Origin of the sequence: Shewanella sp. 6_MG-2023, assembly GCF_030547195.1 — a bacterium.
Lineage (GTDB): Bacteria > Pseudomonadota > Gammaproteobacteria > Enterobacterales > Shewanellaceae > Shewanella.
The window spans coordinates 76,825-95,518 of the sequence record NZ_JAUOQU010000007.1 but is presented as its reverse complement, the minus strand read 5'-3'; the positions used below and the strand labels follow the sequence as shown (position 1 = coordinate 95,518).

General features: G+C 43.5%; 19 protein-coding genes. All 19 read right to left on the bottom strand.

What is annotated here, in order from left to right; genetic code table 11:
* Window positions 1-3 precede the first annotated feature (3 nt).
* Entirely contained in the window at window positions 4-2,268 is a 2,265-nt protein-coding gene (locus Q4533_RS06225; protein WP_303502375.1) for a chemotaxis protein CheA, read from the bottom strand.
* Between the two features lie 16 nt (window positions 2,269-2,284).
* Window positions 2,285-3,022 carry a protein phosphatase CheZ gene (locus Q4533_RS06220; RefSeq protein WP_102439501.1) on the bottom strand — a complete coding sequence of 246 codons (738 nt, stop codon included), beginning with the start codon at window positions 3,020-3,022 and terminating at the stop codon, window positions 2,285-2,287.
* Between the two features lie 14 nt (window positions 3,023-3,036).
* Complete coding sequence (cheY, locus tag Q4533_RS06215) at window positions 3,037-3,420, bottom strand: chemotaxis response regulator CheY (protein WP_076540257.1); 384 nt, start codon at window positions 3,418-3,420, stop codon at window positions 3,037-3,039.
* A 41-nt stretch (window positions 3,421-3,461) separates the two neighbouring features.
* Complete coding sequence (locus Q4533_RS06210; RefSeq protein WP_102439500.1) at window positions 3,462-4,181, bottom strand: RNA polymerase sigma factor FliA; 720 nt, start codon at window positions 4,179-4,181, stop codon at window positions 3,462-3,464.
* The gene (locus Q4533_RS06205; protein WP_076540438.1) at window positions 4,174-5,055 is read right to left on the bottom strand and encodes a MinD/ParA family protein; all 882 of its coding nucleotides are present in this window, start codon (window positions 5,053-5,055) and stop codon (window positions 4,174-4,176) included. Before Q4533_RS06205 ends, Q4533_RS06210 begins: the two co-directional genes overlap by 8 nt.
* 4 nt (window positions 5,056-5,059) lie before the next feature.
* Window positions 5,060-6,445, bottom strand: coding sequence for a flagellar biosynthesis protein FlhF (gene flhF / locus Q4533_RS06200; protein ID WP_303502372.1), 1,386 nt, complete (start codon window positions 6,443-6,445; stop codon window positions 5,060-5,062).
* A gap of 30 nt (window positions 6,446-6,475) precedes the next feature.
* On the bottom strand, window positions 6,476-8,575 hold the full coding sequence (flhA, locus tag Q4533_RS06195) for a flagellar biosynthesis protein FlhA (protein ID WP_102439498.1): 2,100 nt from the start codon (window positions 8,573-8,575) through the stop codon (window positions 6,476-6,478).
* Window positions 8,576-8,690: 115 nt separating this feature from the next.
* The gene (gene flhB / locus Q4533_RS06190) at window positions 8,691-9,821 is read right to left on the bottom strand and encodes a flagellar biosynthesis protein FlhB (RefSeq protein WP_303502370.1); all 1,131 of its coding nucleotides are present in this window, start codon (window positions 9,819-9,821) and stop codon (window positions 8,691-8,693) included.
* 7 nt (window positions 9,822-9,828) lie between these two features.
* Entirely contained in the window at window positions 9,829-10,632 is an 804-nt protein-coding gene (fliR, locus tag Q4533_RS06185) for a flagellar biosynthetic protein FliR (RefSeq protein ID WP_102439496.1), read from the bottom strand.
* Window positions 10,633-10,636: 4 nt separating this feature from the next.
* Complete coding sequence (fliQ, locus tag Q4533_RS06180; RefSeq protein WP_076540242.1) at window positions 10,637-10,906, bottom strand: flagellar biosynthesis protein FliQ; 270 nt, start codon at window positions 10,904-10,906, stop codon at window positions 10,637-10,639.
* A gap of 18 nt (window positions 10,907-10,924) precedes the next feature.
* On the bottom strand, window positions 10,925-11,632 hold the full coding sequence (gene fliP / locus Q4533_RS06175) for a flagellar type III secretion system pore protein FliP (RefSeq protein WP_241901019.1): 708 nt from the start codon (window positions 11,630-11,632) through the stop codon (window positions 10,925-10,927).
* Window positions 11,633-11,670: 38 nt separating this feature from the next.
* Window positions 11,671-12,096, bottom strand: a complete 426-nt coding sequence (gene fliO / locus Q4533_RS06170) for a flagellar biosynthetic protein FliO (protein WP_241901020.1) — start codon at window positions 12,094-12,096, stop codon at window positions 11,671-11,673.
* A 30-nt stretch (window positions 12,097-12,126) separates the two neighbouring features.
* On the bottom strand, window positions 12,127-12,510 hold the full coding sequence (gene fliN, locus Q4533_RS06165) for a flagellar motor switch protein FliN (RefSeq protein WP_076540237.1): 384 nt from the start codon (window positions 12,508-12,510) through the stop codon (window positions 12,127-12,129).
* Between the two features lie 151 nt (window positions 12,511-12,661).
* A complete protein-coding gene (gene fliM, locus Q4533_RS06160; protein ID WP_102439494.1) occupies window positions 12,662-13,687 on the bottom strand; it encodes a flagellar motor switch protein FliM in 1,026 nt (341 codons plus the stop codon).
* Window positions 13,688-13,713: 26 nt separating this feature from the next.
* Window positions 13,714-14,238: a flagellar basal body-associated protein FliL gene (gene fliL, locus Q4533_RS06155; RefSeq protein ID WP_102439493.1), complete on the bottom strand. Its 525-nt coding sequence runs from the start codon at window positions 14,236-14,238 to the stop codon at window positions 13,714-13,716.
* 91 nt (window positions 14,239-14,329) lie between these two features.
* The gene (locus Q4533_RS06150) at window positions 14,330-15,802 is read right to left on the bottom strand and encodes a flagellar hook-length control protein FliK (RefSeq protein WP_303502368.1); all 1,473 of its coding nucleotides are present in this window, start codon (window positions 15,800-15,802) and stop codon (window positions 14,330-14,332) included.
* A 147-nt stretch (window positions 15,803-15,949) separates the two neighbouring features.
* Window positions 15,950-16,396: a flagellar export protein FliJ gene (gene fliJ / locus Q4533_RS06145; RefSeq protein WP_102439491.1), complete on the bottom strand. Its 447-nt coding sequence runs from the start codon at window positions 16,394-16,396 to the stop codon at window positions 15,950-15,952.
* Window positions 16,396-17,733, bottom strand: a complete 1,338-nt coding sequence (gene fliI / locus Q4533_RS06140) for a flagellar protein export ATPase FliI (protein WP_303502415.1) — start codon at window positions 17,731-17,733, stop codon at window positions 16,396-16,398. The genes fliJ and fliI overlap by 1 nt, the downstream gene beginning before the upstream one ends.
* On the bottom strand, window positions 17,702-18,679 hold the full coding sequence (gene fliH, locus Q4533_RS06135; RefSeq protein ID WP_102475401.1) for a flagellar assembly protein FliH: 978 nt from the start codon (window positions 18,677-18,679) through the stop codon (window positions 17,702-17,704). The genes fliI and fliH overlap by 32 nt, the downstream gene beginning before the upstream one ends.
* Between the last annotated feature and the right edge of the window lie 15 nt (window positions 18,680-18,694).

The following is an 18,694-nucleotide window of genomic DNA, read 5'->3' as shown; positions in this document are numbered from 1 at the left end:
ATTTTATCTTTTACTTTTGGCGTAATATTTTAATAAACCCGGTACATCAAGGATCAATGCAATACCTCCATCGGAGGTAATTGTTGCCCCTGCCATACCCGGCGTACCTTGCAGCATACTGCCTAAAGGCTTAATCACAACTTCTTCTTGACCGATTAATGCATCAACCACAAAACCAATTTGCATGGTTCCAAGTTGCACAATCACTACATGGCCTTGCTTTTTATCGCCATGAGTAAGCGTGGTCTTGTTGCGATGTAACCATTGCTCTAAATAAAACAGTGGCACGGCTTTATCGCGCACTATGACGGTGAGCTGACCATCGACAACATTAGTTTTAGTTAAATCGAGGTGGAAAATTTCATTAACGCTTGAAAGCGGTAAGGCAAACACCTGCTTAGCAACATCCACCATTAATGTGGGCATAATCGCTAATGTCAGTGGCACTTTAATTTCTAAAATGGTGCCTTGGCCTTTTACCGAATCAATATGCACTGTGCCGTTTAATTGGCTGATGCGGGTTTTCACCACGTCCATTCCAACGCCGCGGCCTGAAATATCTGAAATTTCAACTTTGGTTGAAAAACCTGGGGCAAAAATTAAGTTATAAGCTTCATTATCAGTCATTCTTGCGGCTGATTCTTCGTCTAGAACCCCGCGGCTAATGGCGATTTCTTTTAGCTTATCGGCATCCATCCCTGCGCCATCATCTTCAATTTTAAGAAGAATATGGTCGCCTTCTTGGCTTGCAGAAAGAGTTATCGTACCGGTTCTTGGTTTGCCATTCGCTTCGCGAGTAATAGGCATTTCAATGCCATGATCAACCGAGTTACGTACTAAATGGACTAATGGATCTGCCAGTGCTTCAACTAGATTTTTATCAAGATCGGTATCTTCACCTACCATGATTAAATCAATTTCTTTATTCAGTGTTCTGGCTAAATCGCGAACCACTCTTGGGAAGCGGCCAAATACTTTCTTAATTGGCTGCATGCGGGTCTTCATTACCGCGCCTTGTAGGTCGGCAGTAACCAGATCTAAATTGGCAAGTGCTTTCGACATTTCTTCATCATCGCGAGAAATACCTAAACTCACTAAGCGGTTTCGTACCAGCACCAGCTCACCAACCATATTCATAATTTGGTCAAGGCGTGAAGTATCAACCCTTACGGTGGTTTCACCCTGTGGCATGGCACCTTGGGTTTTAGCAGGTTCTGCTTTTTTTACTGGCGCGGCAGCTTTAGCGGCTGGCACTGGTTTTGTGTCTGTCGCACTTGGCTGTGCTGGCGCAGCTGTGTTTGAGACGGCTTTTGATGGCGCAATATCTGCGGGCATTGAAACGGGAGTTGCAGGAGTTGCGGGAGTAACTGCTGAAGGCGCTAGGCTAACAGCCTGAGGAGCGGCACCTTTACCATGTAATTCGTCTAATAACTTTTCGAACTCATCGTCGGTAATATCATCGCCATCAACAATTGGATCTTGTTCTATTACCGCAGGTTTTACTTCTGCAATTGGGGTACTCGCGGCTTTAAAACTACCAGCGCCGTGCAATTCATCCAGTAAGGCTTCAAACTCATCATCACTGATTTCATCACTGGCAACAGCAGTGTCACCATTAGCGACTGAAGCACTCGAGGTATCATCAATAAGGTCTTTTGTTGAATTAGAGGTAGGACTGTTTCCTGCGCCATGAAGTGCATCGAGTAAGGCTTCAAATTCACTCTCGTCGATATCATCAATAGAGCCCACTGATGCTTCAGAGTCTGCAGCAATCGGCTCAACTTCAGCTAAAGTCTCTTCAATTAAAGTCTCTTCAATTAAAGCCTCTTCAGCAATTAACGCGTCTTCGGGCGTGCTGGCAAGCTCTGAGGCTAATGGCGCTCCAGAACTTAACAGCTTTAAACGAGCTAATAAGTCGGCGTCGGCATCATCTTGTGGCTGACCTTGCTGGGTCTGTGCAAACATCGAATTAATCGCATCAACAGCTTGCAAAATGATGTCCATCAATTCGGCATTTACTTGACGCTTACCCGTTCGCAGTAAGTCAAAGGTATTTTCAGCTTCGTGGCACACATCGACCATAGGGCCTAAGCTCAAAAAGCCTGCGCCACCTTTTACAGTATGAAAACCTCTAAAAATCGCATTCAGTAAATCAGCATCATCAGGATTATTTTCAAGAGCGACGAGTTGCTCTTGTAGAAGCTCTAAAATTTCACCAGCTTCAATCAAAAAGTCCTGGAGTATCTCTTCATCAACATCAAAAGACATTAAATTTGACTCCTAATTAGAAACCCAGACTTGATAGCAGATCATCCACTTCATCTTGGCCAGTCACCACGTCTTCGCGGGTGTCAGCATTTAAGATAGGGCCTTCTGCTTCAATTTTATTATCATCAATGACTCGATCCGAGTCGGCTGCATTTTCGCCAAAGATTGTCAGCATAGACACTAAACTGCTTTCAACTTCGATGACTAAGTCAATAACTCGGCGGATCATTTGGCCAGTCAAATCTTGAAAATCTTGCGCCATCAATATTTGATTGAGCAGTTCTCTTAGTCGATTTGAATCATGTTCGCTATGGGACATGATATGTTGAACGTCATGACACAAGGACTTAAATTCCACTAAGGAAATGTCCCTACGCATCAATTTGTCCCACATTGGCGTGACCGATTGAATGTTATTTATTATTGTATCGGCCAAAGGTAAACATTCTTCAACTGCATCCATGGTTTTATTTGCAGCTTGCTCTGTCATATCAATGACAAAGTTGAGTCTTTCTTTTGCATCGGGTATTTCATGGTTAGCAAGTTCAACCAGACGGGTATCCAATTGAAAGTCATTTAGTGAACTGTGTAACTGACGGGTCAGCTTGCCAACTTCATCAAACAGTTCACGTTGTATTGGCACTGACAGGTCACGAATGACCGCATCAGCTTGCTCTTGTTGTCCATCTTCAAGCAATTTAACAAGTTGCTGGGCTTGCTCAAGATCTATGAGCCCTGATATTGCTGCCTGCATAACTTATCCTTTGCTTAGGCTAAACGTTCAAAGATTTTATCGAGTTTTTCTTTTAACGTTGCTGCGGTAAAAGGTTTAACCACATAGCCATTAACGCCAGCTTGCGCTGCGGCAATAATTTGTTCACGTTTTGCTTCTGCTGTTACCATTAATACTGGCAAGTGTTTTAATGAATCGTCAGCTCTAATGGCTTTTAACAAATCAATCCCTTGCATACCCGGCATATTCCAATCGGTTACGACAAAGTCAAAATCGCTTTTTTGTAACATCGGTAGTGCGGTATTGCCATCATCTGCTTCTTGAGTATTATTAAATCCCAAGTCTCGCAACAAGTTCTTTATGATACGTCTCATTGTTGAAAAATCATCAACAATCAGTATCTTCATATTCTTGTCCAAGGTTTCCTCCGGTGAGCTTAATTCGTTGCTCTTATTAGTAATTATACCTGTGTCCAATGCTTGAGTTTGCCTTTGAGACGCAGCATTGCCTGACTTAAAATCTGGCTAACACGCGACTCGCTGACCTCAAGAACGGCACCGATTTCTTTTAAATTTAACGCTTCGTCATAATATAGCGACAAAACTAGCGCATCTCTTTCGGGTAATGTGGTAATTGCTTGTGCTAATGCCGATTTAAACTGCACTTCGGCTAAAGAATCAAAACTTTCATCCTCAGTTAATTCATCAGACACAATCACATCTTCTGAAACACCTAAGTCTTCAATCCCAATAACTTTTCCTACTGAAACATCGTTTAAAATATGGTGATACTCTTCAAGAGATATTTCCAATTTTTCTGCGATTTCAGTATCTCTGGCATCACGACCTAATTCTTGACCCAGTTCATCGATAACTTGTGCAACACGGCGTTGGTTACGATGTACCGAGCGCGGCACCCAATCACCACGGCGAATTTCGTCGATCATCGAACCACGAATTCGGATCCCAGCAAAGGTTTCAAATTTGGCGCCTTTAGAGCCATCAAACTTTGATGATGCTTCCAGCAGCCCCATCATCCCAGCTTGCAATAAGTCATCAAGTTGTACCGATGCTGGCAGCCTTGCCAACATATGATGTGCAATTCTTTTTACCAGCGGTGCATACTGTTCAACAATTGAGGTTTTATTATCAAACTGAGTATACGCGGCGGCTTTATTCACTCGGTGTATCCTCTTTTACTTCTTTGCGCTGAACAAGACGTTCAACAAAGAACTCTAGATGACCACCAGGCTGCTGTGGCACAGGCCAGCTCATGATTTTATTGGCTAAACCGTGGTAAGCAATGGCTGCTGGTGATTTTGGAAATGCTTCCACAACCAACTTCTGCTTACGTACTGATTTACGTAAATTTTCATCAAATGGCACTGTCGCAACAAGCTCTAAAGCCACATCTAAAAATCTATCGGTTACTTTACTTAACTTGGCGAATAACTCCATGCCTTCTCGCAAACTGCGCACCATATTTGCCACAATTTTGAAGCGGAACACACCGTGCTCACGACTTAATATTTTGATCAGGGCATAGGCATCGGTTATTGATGTCGGTTCATCACAAACTACAATCAATACATCTTGTGAGGCACGGGAAAAACTCAGCACCATATCAGAGATACCCGCTGCGGTATCAACGATTAAAATATCAAACTGGGTTTTCATATCGCTAAAGGCACGAATTAATCCAACATGTTGCGCTTGGGTCAATTCCACCATCGCTTGAGTGCCTGATGTGGCAGGTACAATACCAATGCCTTTCGGGCCTCGAACAATAATGTCGTCTAATTCTGCTTCGCCAGATAATACGTGAGATAAGTTTTTCTCAGCTCGAATACCTAACATCACATCAACGTTGGCGAGTCCTAAATCGGCATCGAGTACTAAAACCCGTTTGCCTTTCTCAGCAAGTGCTACCGCGGTATTAATCGACACACTGGTTTTACCCACGCCGCCTTTACCACCGCTGACTGCAATTACTTTTACTTTATCGTTATTTGGTTGATTCATCATACGTAAACCACTTGCTTGATCTCGGGTCATATCTTTACTCGAATGCATAGGCCATGTCATTTGACCACGCAGTGTCAGGTGACGTTTGAGGTTTTGTTTCGTTAAGTGCTGCTAACGCTTGTCTTGCTAATGAAAGCGTATCGGCAACCTGCATATCTTCTGGAACACGTTGCCCATCAGTAACATAACTTAGTGGCAACCCATTTTGGATTAATACACTTAATGCGCCAGCAATAGATACTGACTCATCTAATTTTGTCAGTATACACCCAGATAACGGGATTCTTTTAAAATGTTCTACGGCATCGAGTAACACTCTTCGTTGAGAGGTTGCCGACATCACCAAATAACTACGAATGGGTATTCTGGTGTTTGCCATCAAATCATCTAACTGCTGATAAAGGCGTAAATCTCGTTGCCCCATACCCGCAGTGTCAATCAATACTAACTTACGATTCTTAAACTGATAAAGAATTTGTTCTAATTCAGTTAAATCATGTGCTTGTTTAACTGGACAGCCCATTATTTTGCCATAAGTTGCCAATTGCTCAAAGGCTCCAATACGATAATGATCTGTGGTAATTAACGCAACTTGTTCTGGGCCATGATGAGCGGCAAATCTGGCAGCAATTTTAGCCAATGAAGTGGTTTTGCCGACACCAGTTGGACCGACAAATGCGACTACGCCACCAGTGCGCACAATATCGTCACCTTGGTTATCGAGCAGGTTGGCCAAACTTTGGGGTAAGGCTCTGACTAAATCGGCGGGAGAAAACTGCTGACTTAGGCTGGATAACTTGGCAGCGACAGCAGGCGAGAACTCTGCGGCAATTAATTTACTTTCAAGCATCGCGCCCACAGGATCGGTGCGTTTTTTCTGTTCTTTCATTAATGAAGAAACTTGATGAGTTAGCAAACCACGCAGTGACGCCATCTCTTCGCGCATTGCTTCCATTTCAGCTGAATGACCTTTATTTGGAGATCTAGACGGCTCAATGTGTTGCTGATGCTGTCTTGGTTCTTTAGCTGCAGGTTTGCTTGCTTCTAACTGTTTAGCCCAATCTGGTAATTCCTGCTCTTCATGTTGCTGGGAAATTTGTTGCTGCAGGCGGCTATGCTGCTTTTCTAATAACGCCTGTAATGAATCAGCTACTGGCGGTGGGCTGACTTTAGTGTGTGCTTTAATAGCAGGTTTATTAGCACCAATTGACACACGGTCTTCAGTCACATCCATAAAGGCTGCAACGGGCGATTTTACTGCAACATCAACTTTAGGCTCATCGTAGTCAACTGCTGCAACAATTTCGATGCCACCAGTTACTTTCTTATTCGACATGATCACCGCGTCAGAGCCCAAAGTCTCTTTGACTTGAGCTAATGCTGAGCGCATATCCTTGGCAAAAAATCGTTTAATTTTCACTACGTACCTCTTTCAAACTGAAAGTCATTGCTATTGCCCAACTGCAGATACTATGCGTATTTGCTTTTCATCGGGTATTTCTTGGTAAGAAATAACCCGTAAATTAGGAATGGTGTATTTCACAAACCGCGACAAAGTTGACCTAAGCATGCCTGATGTCAATAAAATGGCTGGTTGACCGACCATTTCTTGCTTCTGAGAAGCATCTAATAATGACTTCTGCATACGTTCTGCAAGGCCTGGCTCAATATTGGGCCCTTCACCGCCGGTTGCCTGCATAGACTTGTGCAACATCTGTTCCAACTCTGGCGCCAATGTTATGACAGGGATTTCCAATTCGGGCCCAGAGATCTCTTGCACTATCATTCGTTTCAAGGCAATACGTACTGCAGCGGTTAACACTTCAGTATCATTACTTTTGCTGCCGTATTCTAACAGTGTTTGCACGATTGTGCGCAAGTCTCGGATAGAAACTCCTTCATTAAGAAGGTTTTGCATCACTTTTACCACTGAACCTAGCGGCATAACGTCTGGTATAAAGCCATCCACTAACTTCGGCGAGTTTTTCGATAGCATATCCATTAACTGCTGCACTTCTTCATAGCCCAATAATTTAGCCGCATTATTGGTCAGTAACTGGCTTATATGAGTAGCAACAACAGTCGCGGTATCAACCACTGTATAACCTAATGTTTGCGCATGTTCACGTTGCGCTGGAGCTATCCAAACGGCTTCTAAACCAAAAGCTGGATCTTTGGTCTCTATGCCATCAAGCTTGCCGTAAACCTGACCTGGATTAATCGCTAACTCGCAATCATGTCTTACTTCTGCTTCGCCAACTACCACGCCCATTAAGGATATTTGATAGCAGTTGGGGGATAAATCTAAGTTGTCACGAATATGCACTGCCGGTACCAAAAAGCCCAATTCCTGCGATAATTTTTTACGTACCCCTTTAATTCGACTGAGTAACTCGCCGCCTTGACCTTTATCTACCAGCGGAATAAGTCGATAGCCCACTTCAAGGCCAATGGTGTCTACATGATGTACATCTTCCCAGCTTAGCTCTTTGGGCTCAGCCTCTTTGACATCGCTTGGGCCTTTAACTGCTTTTTCTAGCGCAAGGGTTTTATTGTCGTTATTGCGTTTATAAATAAAGTAAGCTGCGCCTGCGGTAATAAATGCGAACGTTAAAAACGCGAAATGTGGCATACCAGGTACAACACCCATAACAAAAAGCACGGCTGATGCAATGGCCATAGACTTAGGACTATGGAACATTTGGCTGATCATCATCCCGCCCATATCGCCAGACTCATTTTGGCGCGTCACCATCAAGGCGGCGGCGATAGATAAAAGCAATCCGGGTATTTGCGCCACCAAACCATCACCAATGGTCAGTAAGGTATAAATCTCCACCGCGCTTGAAAAATCCAAGCCGTGCTGCACCATGCCGATGACAAAACCGCCAAGGATATTAATCACCAGAATCATAATCCCAGCAATAGCATCCCCTTTCACAAATTTTGACGCACCGTCCATCGCGCCATAAAAGTCAGCTTCTTTCGTCACTTCAGCACGGCGAATACGTGCCTGATCTTGAGTTAATGTGCCGGCATTTAAATCGGCATCAATGGCCATCTGTTTACCCGGCATGGCGTCCAAGGTAAAACGCGCGCTCACTTCTGAAATACGCCCCGCACCTTTGGTTACTACGGCAAAGTTGATGATGATCAGGATTAAAAACACCACTAAACCCACAGCATAGTTACCGCCAATCACCACCGAACCAAAGGCTTCAATCACTTTACCCGCGGAGTCACCACCGTTATGCCCCTCAAGTAACACTATTCGTGTTGAGGCCACATTCAATGCTAAGCGTAATAAGGTGGCCACCAGTAAAACAGTCGGAAATGCGGCAAAATCTAGTGGGCGATCACTATAAATAGCGACAAGTAACACGATTAAAGCGAGGGAAATGTTAAAGGAGAATAGAATATCAAGCAGAAATGGCGGCATCGGCAATACCACCATACCTAATGCAGCCAGCACCAATAAAGGGGTACCAATACCTTTGAATGTGCTAAATCGTATTTGCTTTGCTTGACCTAGCGCTGTCTTTACATCCATTAACCGTAAACCCTTTCGTAATATTTTTGACGCTGACATCAGCGAAATGCAATTACTAAGCCAAGCTATTAGTTAATAGCAGCTGTTGCGGTTTGAATGCCTAAAAACACCGCAGCTAATGTTTTAAATCATCCGGAATAGGTTGATTGAGCGGAATAGGTTTTGGACGTTTACCGCGACCCTTTTGGTATTGTTTTAACTGAAATACGTAAGCTAAGATTTGTGCAATGGCGGTAAATAGTCCTTCCGGTACCTGTTGGTCAATTTTAGTTGTATGATATATGGCTCTGGCTAGCGGCGGCGCTGATACAATTGGCACTTCGTGCTCTCGGGCTATTTCGCGAATTTTAAAGGCCACATCATCAACCCCTTTTGCCACTAAAAATGGCGCAGATGAACGACTGGCATCATATTTTACTGCCACAGCGTAATGCTCTGGGTTAACCACAATCACATCGGCATTTGGCACTTCAGACATCATGCGTTTATTGGCCATTTCATGTTGCAATTGCCGTATACGGCCTTTTACTTCAGGTTTACCTTCACTATCTTTATGTTCATCTTTTACTTCTTGTTTGGTCATTTTAAGCTGTTTATTGTGATTCCAAACTTGAAATGGCACATCAATCACCACAATCAATAGCATTGATGAACACAATAAAATAAACATCCATACCAATAGATCCAGCGCATGGTAAATATTTCCCGGTAAATGACCCATAGATAAGGTCAAAATATCGTAAAAATAAAACGACAATAAAAAATACGCCGATATTGCCACCACCAAAAATTTAGCAATACCTTTAGTTAGTTCAACTAAGGCCTGGGTGCCAAACATTCTTTTAAAGCCTTTAGCAGGGTTCATTTTACTGCCCTTAGGCATAAAAGCTTTAACCGAAAAAGTAATACCGCCTAAGACAATATTGCCAAGAAAGGCAATAAAGGCGAGAAAAGCAATGAAACTGAATAATGGCCAAGCAAGCTCAGCGCCAATAACCCCCCAAACTAGGAACATAGAGTTGGTGTCATAGATCTGATCCCGCTCCATGGTGAGCATTTGCGTCATCACGCTGTGTAAGCTGCGCGCCAGATCTTGGCCAACAAACGCAAACCCCACAGCAGATGCTAATAATACCGCTGCAGTACCTAACTCTTTAGAACGGGCGACCTGACCTTTTTCACGGGATTGTTCCAGTCGCTTGGCGGTGGGGTCTTCGGTGCGTTCTTGACCGGTATCTTCTGCCATCTTGTCCCTACTGGCTTATGGAACCGTCAATGTGACAGGTCAGTTGTAAAATATCACACATCAGCAGCTGGGCTTGCAGCCACACCTGATCAAAATGAGACATGATAGGGCCTAGGGTCAGCCAGAGAATAAATAAGCCACTGACCATAGTCACTGGAAAACCGATGGCAAAAATATTCAACTGCGGTGAAGCCCGGGTCATTACTCCAAACGAAAGGTTAATAAGCAATAATGCCACAATCGCTGATATTGACATGGTTAACGCCGCGCCAAACATATAACTGCCAAACTCGGTAAGTTTTTTATAATTGGCAATGCTAAAGCCTTCGGTTGAAACCGGAATGGTTTCAAAGCTGGCCACCAGCATTTTAAACATCAATAAATGACCATCTACACTTAAAAAAATCAAGGTCGCCAGCAATAAAAAGAAGTTACCCACTACCGGGGTTTGCTCACCGGAGCCTGGGTCCACCATGGAAGCGAAGCCTAAACTGGTTTGCATACCAATAATTTGCCCTGTTAATACAAAAGTTTGCATCACTAAAATGGTCACAAAACCAATAGCTGTGCCCACTAAAATCTGCTGAGCTGAAACAAATACTGCAGTTAATGAAAATAGCTCCACATATGCTGTTTTTGGCAGTACCGGCGCAACGGCAATGGTGATGGCCATCGCCAATAATAAGCGGATCCGCGACGGAGTCGTATTGGCGCCAAAGACCGTCATTACCATTAGCATTGAAGAAATACGAAACAGCGGCCAAATATAGGCGGCAATGGTTTGGCTAATTTCCTCGAACAGAATATCCAATGACCTAACCTATAACCTGCGGGATCATATCCACCATATTATAGAAAAAATCCATCATGGTTTGCACCAGCCAATGGCCTAAAAACATCAGTGAAAACAGGGTCATTAATAGACGCGGTAAGAAACTTAAGGTTTGTTCATTAATGGAGGTGGCAGCCTGAAACACCGCCACAATCAAACCGACAAATAAACCCGGTAAGATAATAGCCGAGACAATGAGCACGATAACGGACAGCGCCTCACGAAAAATATCAATCAATGACTCTGGTGACATTAGCCCTGCTCCCTAAACCTAAGTGCCGAAACTACTGGCCAAGGTGCCCAGTACTAAGCCCCAACCATCAACCAACACAAACAGCATGATTTTAAAGGGCAAGGACACAATCATCGGCGATAACATCATCATACCCATTGCCATCAAAATACTGGCGACCACCAAATCCAATACCAAAAATGGCACAAATAACATAAAGCCAATTTGAAACGCGGTTTTAAGCTCACTGGTGATAAACGCTGGTATCAAAACGCTCATCGGAGCCAGCTCAGGGGAAGTGATATCGGTATAACCTGAAATTTCGACAAAGGTTTCTAAATCTGTGGTTCTGACTTGCGCCAACATAAACTGCCTTAAGGGCTCTTTACCCACTTCAAAGGCTTGCTGCATTGTCAGAGTTTCATTCATGTAAGGTTTTACCGCTTCAGCATGAATTTTATCAAATACTGGCGCCATGATAAAAAAGGTCATGAACATGGTAATGCCAATGAGCACCTGATTTGATGGGGTTTGCTGCAAACCTAATGCTTGGCGCAAAATTGATAGCACCACGATGATGCGGGTAAATGAGGTCAGCATTATTACCATTGCTGGAATAAAGCTCATGGCCGTCATTAGCAGTAAAATCTGCATAGTGACTGAATATTCGGTACTGCCGTCAGCCCCTGCAGTCACTGTCACTGCTTTTAGTAAGCCATCTTCTGCAAAACTAACTGGCGTGAACATTAATCCAGCCAACAAAGCCAGCACTATCCATCTTTTCATTATTGCAGATCCTTGGCCTTGACTGTTGCTTGCGCTTTGGCTTGCTTGAGACGAGTGGCAAAACTAGTGCTTTCTATTTCAACGTTTGTGTCTAGCTTATCAATAAGGTTAACTTGCTGTGAGGTCACCCCTAACAGATATTGCTGACCTTCAAGCTCAACCAGAACCAGCTTTTCTTTTTGACCAAGTGGCGTCATGGCAATGGTTTTTATCACCCCTTGATTTGACTGCACTAAGTTTAATTTTTTGACAATAAATGCCAGTAAAAAGATGATGGCGATAACGAGAATAAGCCCGCCCACCATGCTTGAAAGCGCAGCCACATTTGATGTTTCTGGGGCTTTAGACACGGTTGTGGCAACTGCGGTTGTTGCCGTGTCAGTAAGCGCAGAGCTAGCTAACGCTAGCGAGGAGAACACATTCAACACAGGGTTAAATCCTTAATGCTTGTTCGATTACTTTAACTTCTTAATGCGTTCTGTTTGGCTAATCACATCTGTCAGACGAATACCAAACTTGTCATTCACCACAACCACTTCGCCATGAGCGATAAGCGTGCCATTTACCATCACATCAAGGGGCTCACCCGCCACCCGATCTAGCTCGACCACCGAACCTTGGTTCAGTTGCAGCAAGTTACGAATACTAATAAAACTGCGACCGACTTCCATCGAAATCGTTACCGGTATATCCATAATGGCATCGAGCTTTTCAGCTTGATCATGCGAGATTGGCGCGGCTTCATCTACCAGTTCATCAAGGGCGACTTGTTCAGCTTCTTTTGCTTCTTCAAGTGCCTGCTCTGCCATTGCTGCAGCCCAATCATCGGTATCACTCATTTATTTCACCTTAAAATTCTGACATGTTATCCGTTAAACATTCACGGACAATAATTATTAAATCTATAAATTATTATTAATTTCAGCATCTTGTTTAAAAAACTTTTTAAAAAAGATTGTTAAAATAAAACTTTTTTTGAAATAAGCCTGTCTATAGCACAGTAAGATCGCGGGCTTTGCCTTTACGAGTAATTAGCTGTAATTCTGATTTCGCCGTTTCAGGCCTTGGAATAACTTCGCTAATTTTTAATGCCAGATTTTCGCGGGATTGACCTAGCTTACAGCGGTAAGTCGGTAAGTCCTCAACTCGCATCATCACATGCTCAGGCAGCTCAATAGGAATAATATCCCCAGCTTTAAAGCCCATCACATCTCTTAATGTCACTTCATGCTCAATGATGTTGGCATCAATCCCTACTTGCACATCCATGATCTCATCACGCAATGCTTGTCCCCAACGCATATCAGTATCTTGTTTATCACTTTGAACACCGGCATCAAGCAGCTCACGAATAGGCTCGATCATCGAATATGGCATGGTGATATGAAAATCACCGCCGCCGCCATCCACTTCAATATGAAAAGAGTTAATGACCACCACTTCTGTTGGGCTAACAATATTGGCCATGGCAGGGTTGACCTCTGAGTCTAAATACTCAAACTCAACATCCATTACTGGTGCCCAGGCATCTTTATAATCTTCAAAAATGATTTTCAATAGCAGCTGGACGATACGACGCTCTGTGGGAGTAAACTCACGCCCTTCAATTTTTGCATGAAAGCGGCCATCACCACCAAAAAAGTTATCCACCAAAATGAAGACTAACCTTGCTTCCATGGTGATAAGCGCCGTGCCTTTTAACGGACTAAAGCGCACCATATTCAGGCTGGTTGGTACGAATAGGGTATGAACGTACTCACCAAACTTAAGCATTTGCACGCCGTTAATAGACACTTCAGCAGCACGGCGCATCATGTTAAACATGCTGATGCGTAAGTGACGAGCAAAACGTTCATTTACAATTTCAAGGGTTGGCATTCGCCCACGAACAATGCGATCTTGAGAGGAGAAATCATATGCTCTGGTTTCATCAGTATCATAAATATCATCTTCATCAACATCGTCGACGCCATGGAGTAGCGCATCAATTTCGTCTTGGCTTAATAAATCACTCACATCATCACCTTGGATTTTTCATGGCGTTATTGCATTACAAAACCAGTAAAAAGTACTCTTTCAACGACTTTTTGGCCGGTTATGGGTTGCAATGTATTTTGAACATTTAATAGGGCTAATTGGCGTAATTCATCTTTACCCGCTTGGGTACTTAGCTTTTGTACATCTGCTGCGCTAAATGTGTTTAAAAGCGCATGTTCAATTAAAGGAATGTGCATTTTTGCAGTAACGCCGTCATCGCCTCGCACCATTAACTGCACTTTTATTTCAACTAAACGTGAACGATTAGCACCCGCTAGATTGAATAAAAATGGTCTTGGCATACCCACATAATTTGCCTTACCAGTAGCAGCATCAGTTACTACAGTTGCAGTACTTATGTCAGTTGCAGGTGAGTTTGCAGTAGCTTTCGCATTGTCGCCAATAAAAAACAGCACTGTCACAGCAATGCCTGCCAGCAGCAACATGCCAACCACCAAAAAAATAATCATTTTATTGATACTTTTTGGTGGGTTCTGGGTAGTTAATTCTAAAGAAGCTTCTTCTGGCATAAATGATTCCATCACGCTGTTGTTATTATTGTGTTAACTAAGTTTCAGCTTAGTTTTTGATTTTGCGATCATTAACCCATAGGTTACCGACTTAAGCGTAATAATCTATAGCTGAACTGCCACTCATGGCATGTTTTGTGACTATCTCAAGTTCTTGTGCTGAAATTTCATCCAAAAGCCCGTCATTGCTAGCACTTGACTCATCATAATCAGCGTTTTTCTGCTGTTCGCCGTCTTGAGAAACATGACTGTCAGCCAATTGCAGCCCTTCTTCTGCTAGCATTTCCCGTAGCCGCGGAATAGCTTGCTCCAATAGGTCTCGGGTTTGTGTCTGCGCCACTTGAAATTGCACTTGGGTTTGATCGCCATTAACTTGAACTCTGACCACCATATGGCCAAGCTCTGCCGGATCTAATCGAATTTCCGCATGTTGAATGCCCTGTCCTACCATCGTCATGAGTTGTTGCTTCATCACAGGGGCGAACTTTTGGATCATCTCCTGCATTTGCCCTACCGACTCAGATCCTTGGCGTAACGATAATTGAAATTGCGGCACATCACTTTTATGCACTGACGTTAAGCTACTTTGATTTTGTATCGCCTTGAGATCCACAGATTCTGCATCAAGAGTAAACTCACCAGCGCTAAGGGCAATGGCATTATTTGCTAGGGCATTACTACTAGGACTATTGGCAGAGGAAGGAATAGCAGACTTATCCATGGATACCGAGAACTCAGCTTTACTCAGGTTAACCCCAGATTCCTTTGAGGTTATTTTACCTTCAATACTGTCAGGAGCGCCTAAAGTTTTGTTTGCATCAACTAAGCCTTTGTTTACATCAACTAGGTTTTTGTTTACATCAACAGCAGCGCTATTGTTATCCATTATGTTTTTATGAATTGAACTAAAGCCACTGCTAAGTGCAAGGGCTGGTTTTTCAGCATTATCTATGGCGCTGGTTGTTGCTAACTCAATCAAAGGGAGTAAGGCTCCACCTTGGATGGGAGTTTGCTGGTTAAAGTCAGTGATCAGCTGATTTAACTCCTTGACTGATAATGCTGACAACTCAGCTGCAGACATTGCACTAAATTCAGATAAATTTTGTAGTTGCTCAGCTGAATAGTCACTTAAAAATTCTGTAGTTGAACTGTCGCTATCTGCTGCCATAGCATCTATTTGGGGCATTGAAATCGCTTCAGCTAAGTTACCTAAAGCCTCTTGTGACAGTTCAGCTGAATCGGCCTCAATAGCCAGCGGCAATATGTTGCCACCAGTTGGTTGGCTATTGGTTTCAAAATTTTCTGCTAAGTCAATTTGAGCAAAGATTAAAGCAATATCGGTTTCTGCAGCAATATGCTCTTGTGAGGCATTGTCATCCACCAGATTGATATCTGAGTTATTTTCAGAAGCTTGCTCAGTGTTACCCTGCATCTCATCAGTTTGAGAAACTTGATTAAGCGCCGACAAAAAAGATGGGCTATCAGTACCTTGCGGCGTCTCTCCCGTTGGGGAATTCGCCATTTTATTGCTATTTCCAAGTAAAATATTACTCACTTGCTGCATAACAAACTCCGAGTTAATAACACCGAAAACCTATTGGTGCTATAAAATTATGAAAGTCACATTGCTGACGCTTTTATTATTAATAACGAACCAAGCAATAAGAGTGCCAGAATAAAAATTAATTAGGCTAAAAACGGATAAGGGAATTTAACGCGGGGTTTTACGAATAAACTGCTGCATCGCAAATTCATCTGAGGCTTTTTGCTCTTGTTTATTGGCTATTTGCTGAGCTTTTTGATCATTTTTAGCTAACAACAATTCAACCGCTTTACGCTTTTGTTGCTTTTGCTGCCAATTAACTTGTCGATGTTGGGTCTGATTTTGTGCTTCTTTAACGGTATTAACTTGCTGCACTAGTGCTTGGTCAATTTGCTTAATAAATTCATGAAAAGAATGATATTCACTGGCACTTAGCGTTTTACCTTGATTTTCATTCATTTGCTTCATGTACTCTAGGCGATAATTATTTAACGCCTCTAATTGCCCCTCACATTTTTGTAGTTCTAATTGTGCAGATTTAAGCTGTAAAGCCGCCTGTTCTTCTGCTTCTTTATTGAGTTTAAGCACTGTGATTAATGGATCAGCCCGGCGCATTATTTACACTGAGCAGCAATCTGCCCAACCATGGTTTGACTGTTATCAAAGGAAATAACATCTTTAAATCCTTGGCGTAAAAATGCATTCATCGCTGGTTGTAACCGAATAGCGTTATCAATGCGTGGATCGCTGCCTTGGGAATAAGCCCCAATTGAAATTAAGTCTCTGTTTTGCTGATAAAGTGAATACATCTGTTTAACCAGACGCATGGACTCTAAATGCTCAGTGCTAATCACCATAGGTGCGACGCGGCTAATGGACTGCTCAATATCAATCGCGGGGTAATGGCCAGAATCTGCCAGCGTTCTTGATAACACAATATGACCATCTAAAATCGCCCGTGACGCATCGGCAATGGGATCTTGTTGATCATCACCTTCGGTAAGCACGGTATAAAATGCGGTAATCGAACCTTGACCTGGGCCGCCGTTACCTGCCCGTTCGACCAAGCGGGGTAATTTAGCAAACACCGATGGCGGATAACCTTTGGTCGCCGGAGGCTCACCCACTGCCAAGGCTACTTCACGCTGGGCTTGGGCGTAACGGGTTAAACTGTCCATCAATAACAATACGTTATAGCCAAGGTCTCTAAAATACTCCGCAATACGTGTTGAGGTTTCACAGGCGCGTAATCGCATCAATGGTGAAGTATCAGCAGGTGCTGCGACCACCACAGATCTGGCTCGGCCTTCTGGGCCTAAAATCTCTTCAATAAACTCTTTTACTTCACGGCCACGTTCACCCACCAGCCCCACCACAATAATGTCAGCAGTGGTGCCGCGAGTCATCATGCCTAACAGCACACTTTTACCCACACCAGAGCCGGCAAACAGGCCCATCCGCTGGCCTTTACCTACGGTCAACATGGCATTAATGGCTCTAACCCCCACATCTAATGGTTCGGTAATCGCGCGGCGCGATAAAGGGTTAATGGGCGGCGCATGACGCGAGGCATGTTGCTCAGTATTTAATGGTCCAAGGCCATCAAGGGGTAAACCACTACCGTCTAAAACTCTACCAAGTAAACTTAAGCCGACACTTAACCCTGACTGCTCACCTAAAGGCTGCACTCTTGCTCCCGGTAACACCCCTCTTAATTCATCTACGGGCATGAGATAAAGTAATTCATCATCAAATCCAACGACTTCAGCCACTAGCTCACCGGCCATGGTTTCGATAGAGCATAAACTGCCGACAGGGGCTCTACAGCCGGTAGCTTCGAGGGTTAAGCCAACAACCCTAACCAGCTGACCACTGGCCACAGGCCGAATGGGGGTGACTTTATTACTATGAAGTTTAAATTTATTTAGTAACTGATGTTGGCGATTTAGCATCATCTACCTCATCAACAAGGTGTAAACCCTCTTCATGTACGACAGAAGAAACATTGTCATCAGTGAGTTGATCCCGCTTTGCTCCCACCACCTTAAGGCTACATTCGCTAGCATCCTCGGCAATGCTAGTGGTGTAGTGACTTGAATCTGACTTAATCGTTTGCACATTGGCCTGAATCGCTGCGACCTGTTGCTGCAAGCCACTAAGAGCTTGACTCATACGCGCTTCAACTCGTAAGTCGACACTGGAGCGCTCGCTGTGAATGATGCAGTCACCGTTTTTAAGAGATGGATCAGCTTCAATTTCCCAACGATTCTTAGCTAATTGCGCTTCACTGTATAATTGATTAACAAGTGCAGCATCATCTGGGCTAAACCTCAGAGTGACTTGTTGTTTTTTAATCGGTAACGAATCTACCCCTTGACGCAGTACAGATAAAATATGTTCAGGATGAGTTTGTAATTCATTACCGACGATGGATTTGGTCAGATTAATGGATAGCTGTAATAGCTCAGCTTCAATTTCAGCATCAAGCACTAATAAGGGTTGCTCAAATTGCTCAACTAAGCCAGATAAACGCTCAAGCATCTCATTAGCTTTGGCTAAACCCACTTCATAACCTTGTTGTTCTCCTTGGCTAAAGCCTTCAGCGTGACCTTGCTCTAAACCTTCAAGCCGACCTTGCTCCGTGCCTTTCGCTAGCCCATCAAGCTGGCCTTGCTCAAAACCTTCTTGTTCAGCTTCAACTCGAATTTGCTCTATTTCAGCCATGGTAGGCGGTAAAAGGGGCTTGTCTTCAGCAACAGGCTGGGAATTTTGACGTCCTAGTTGGCCAAATAAATTTGAGCCAGTGTCAGTTTTTTGTTGGGAAACATCCGGTAATTGCCAATGGCTAAAATCTTCATCAACTTCTGTTAGGTTATTATTGTTATTAGCTTTAGTCATGATTGCTCTGGTTGT

What these genes read in the sequence shown, in the direction of transcription:
- Q4533_RS06225 (WP_303502375.1), bottom strand. Translation starts at nt 2,268, where the DNA reads ATGTCTTTTGATGTTGATGAAGAGATACTCCAGGACTTTTTGATTGAA.
- Q4533_RS06220 (WP_102439501.1), bottom strand. Translation starts at nt 3,022, where the DNA reads ATGCAGGCAGCAATATCAGGGCTCATAGATCTTGAGCAAGCCCAGCAA.
- Q4533_RS06205 (WP_076540438.1), bottom strand. Translation starts at nt 5,055, where the DNA reads ATGACCCGAGATCAAGCAAGTGGTTTACGTATGATGAATCAACCAAAT.
- flhA (WP_102439498.1), bottom strand. Translation starts at nt 8,575, where the DNA reads ATGGATGTAAAGACAGCGCTAGGTCAAGCAAAGCAAATACGATTTAGC.
- flhB (WP_303502370.1), bottom strand. Translation starts at nt 9,821, where the DNA reads ATGGCAGAAGATACCGGTCAAGAACGCACCGAAGACCCCACCGCCAAG.
- fliQ (WP_076540242.1), bottom strand. Translation starts at nt 10,906, where the DNA reads ATGTCACCAGAGTCATTGATTGATATTTTTCGTGAGGCGCTGTCCGTT.
- fliP (WP_241901019.1), bottom strand. Translation starts at nt 11,632, where the DNA reads ATGTTCACGCCAGTTAGTTTTGCAGAAGATGGCTTACTAAAAGCAGTG.
- fliN (WP_076540237.1), bottom strand. Translation starts at nt 12,510, where the DNA reads ATGAGTGATACCGATGATTGGGCTGCAGCAATGGCAGAGCAGGCACTT.
- fliL (WP_102439493.1), bottom strand. Translation starts at nt 14,238, where the DNA reads ATGCCAGAAGAAGCTTCTTTAGAATTAACTACCCAGAACCCACCAAAA.
- Q4533_RS06150 (WP_303502368.1), bottom strand. Translation starts at nt 15,802, where the DNA reads ATGCAGCAAGTGAGTAATATTTTACTTGGAAATAGCAATAAAATGGCG.
- fliJ (WP_102439491.1), bottom strand. Translation starts at nt 16,396, where the DNA reads ATGCGCCGGGCTGATCCATTAATCACAGTGCTTAAACTCAATAAAGAA.
- fliI (WP_303502415.1), bottom strand. Translation starts at nt 17,733, where the DNA reads ATGCTAAATCGCCAACATCAGTTACTAAATAAATTTAAACTTCATAGT.
- fliH (WP_102475401.1), bottom strand. Translation starts at nt 18,679, where the DNA reads ATGACTAAAGCTAATAACAATAATAACCTAACAGAAGTTGATGAAGAT.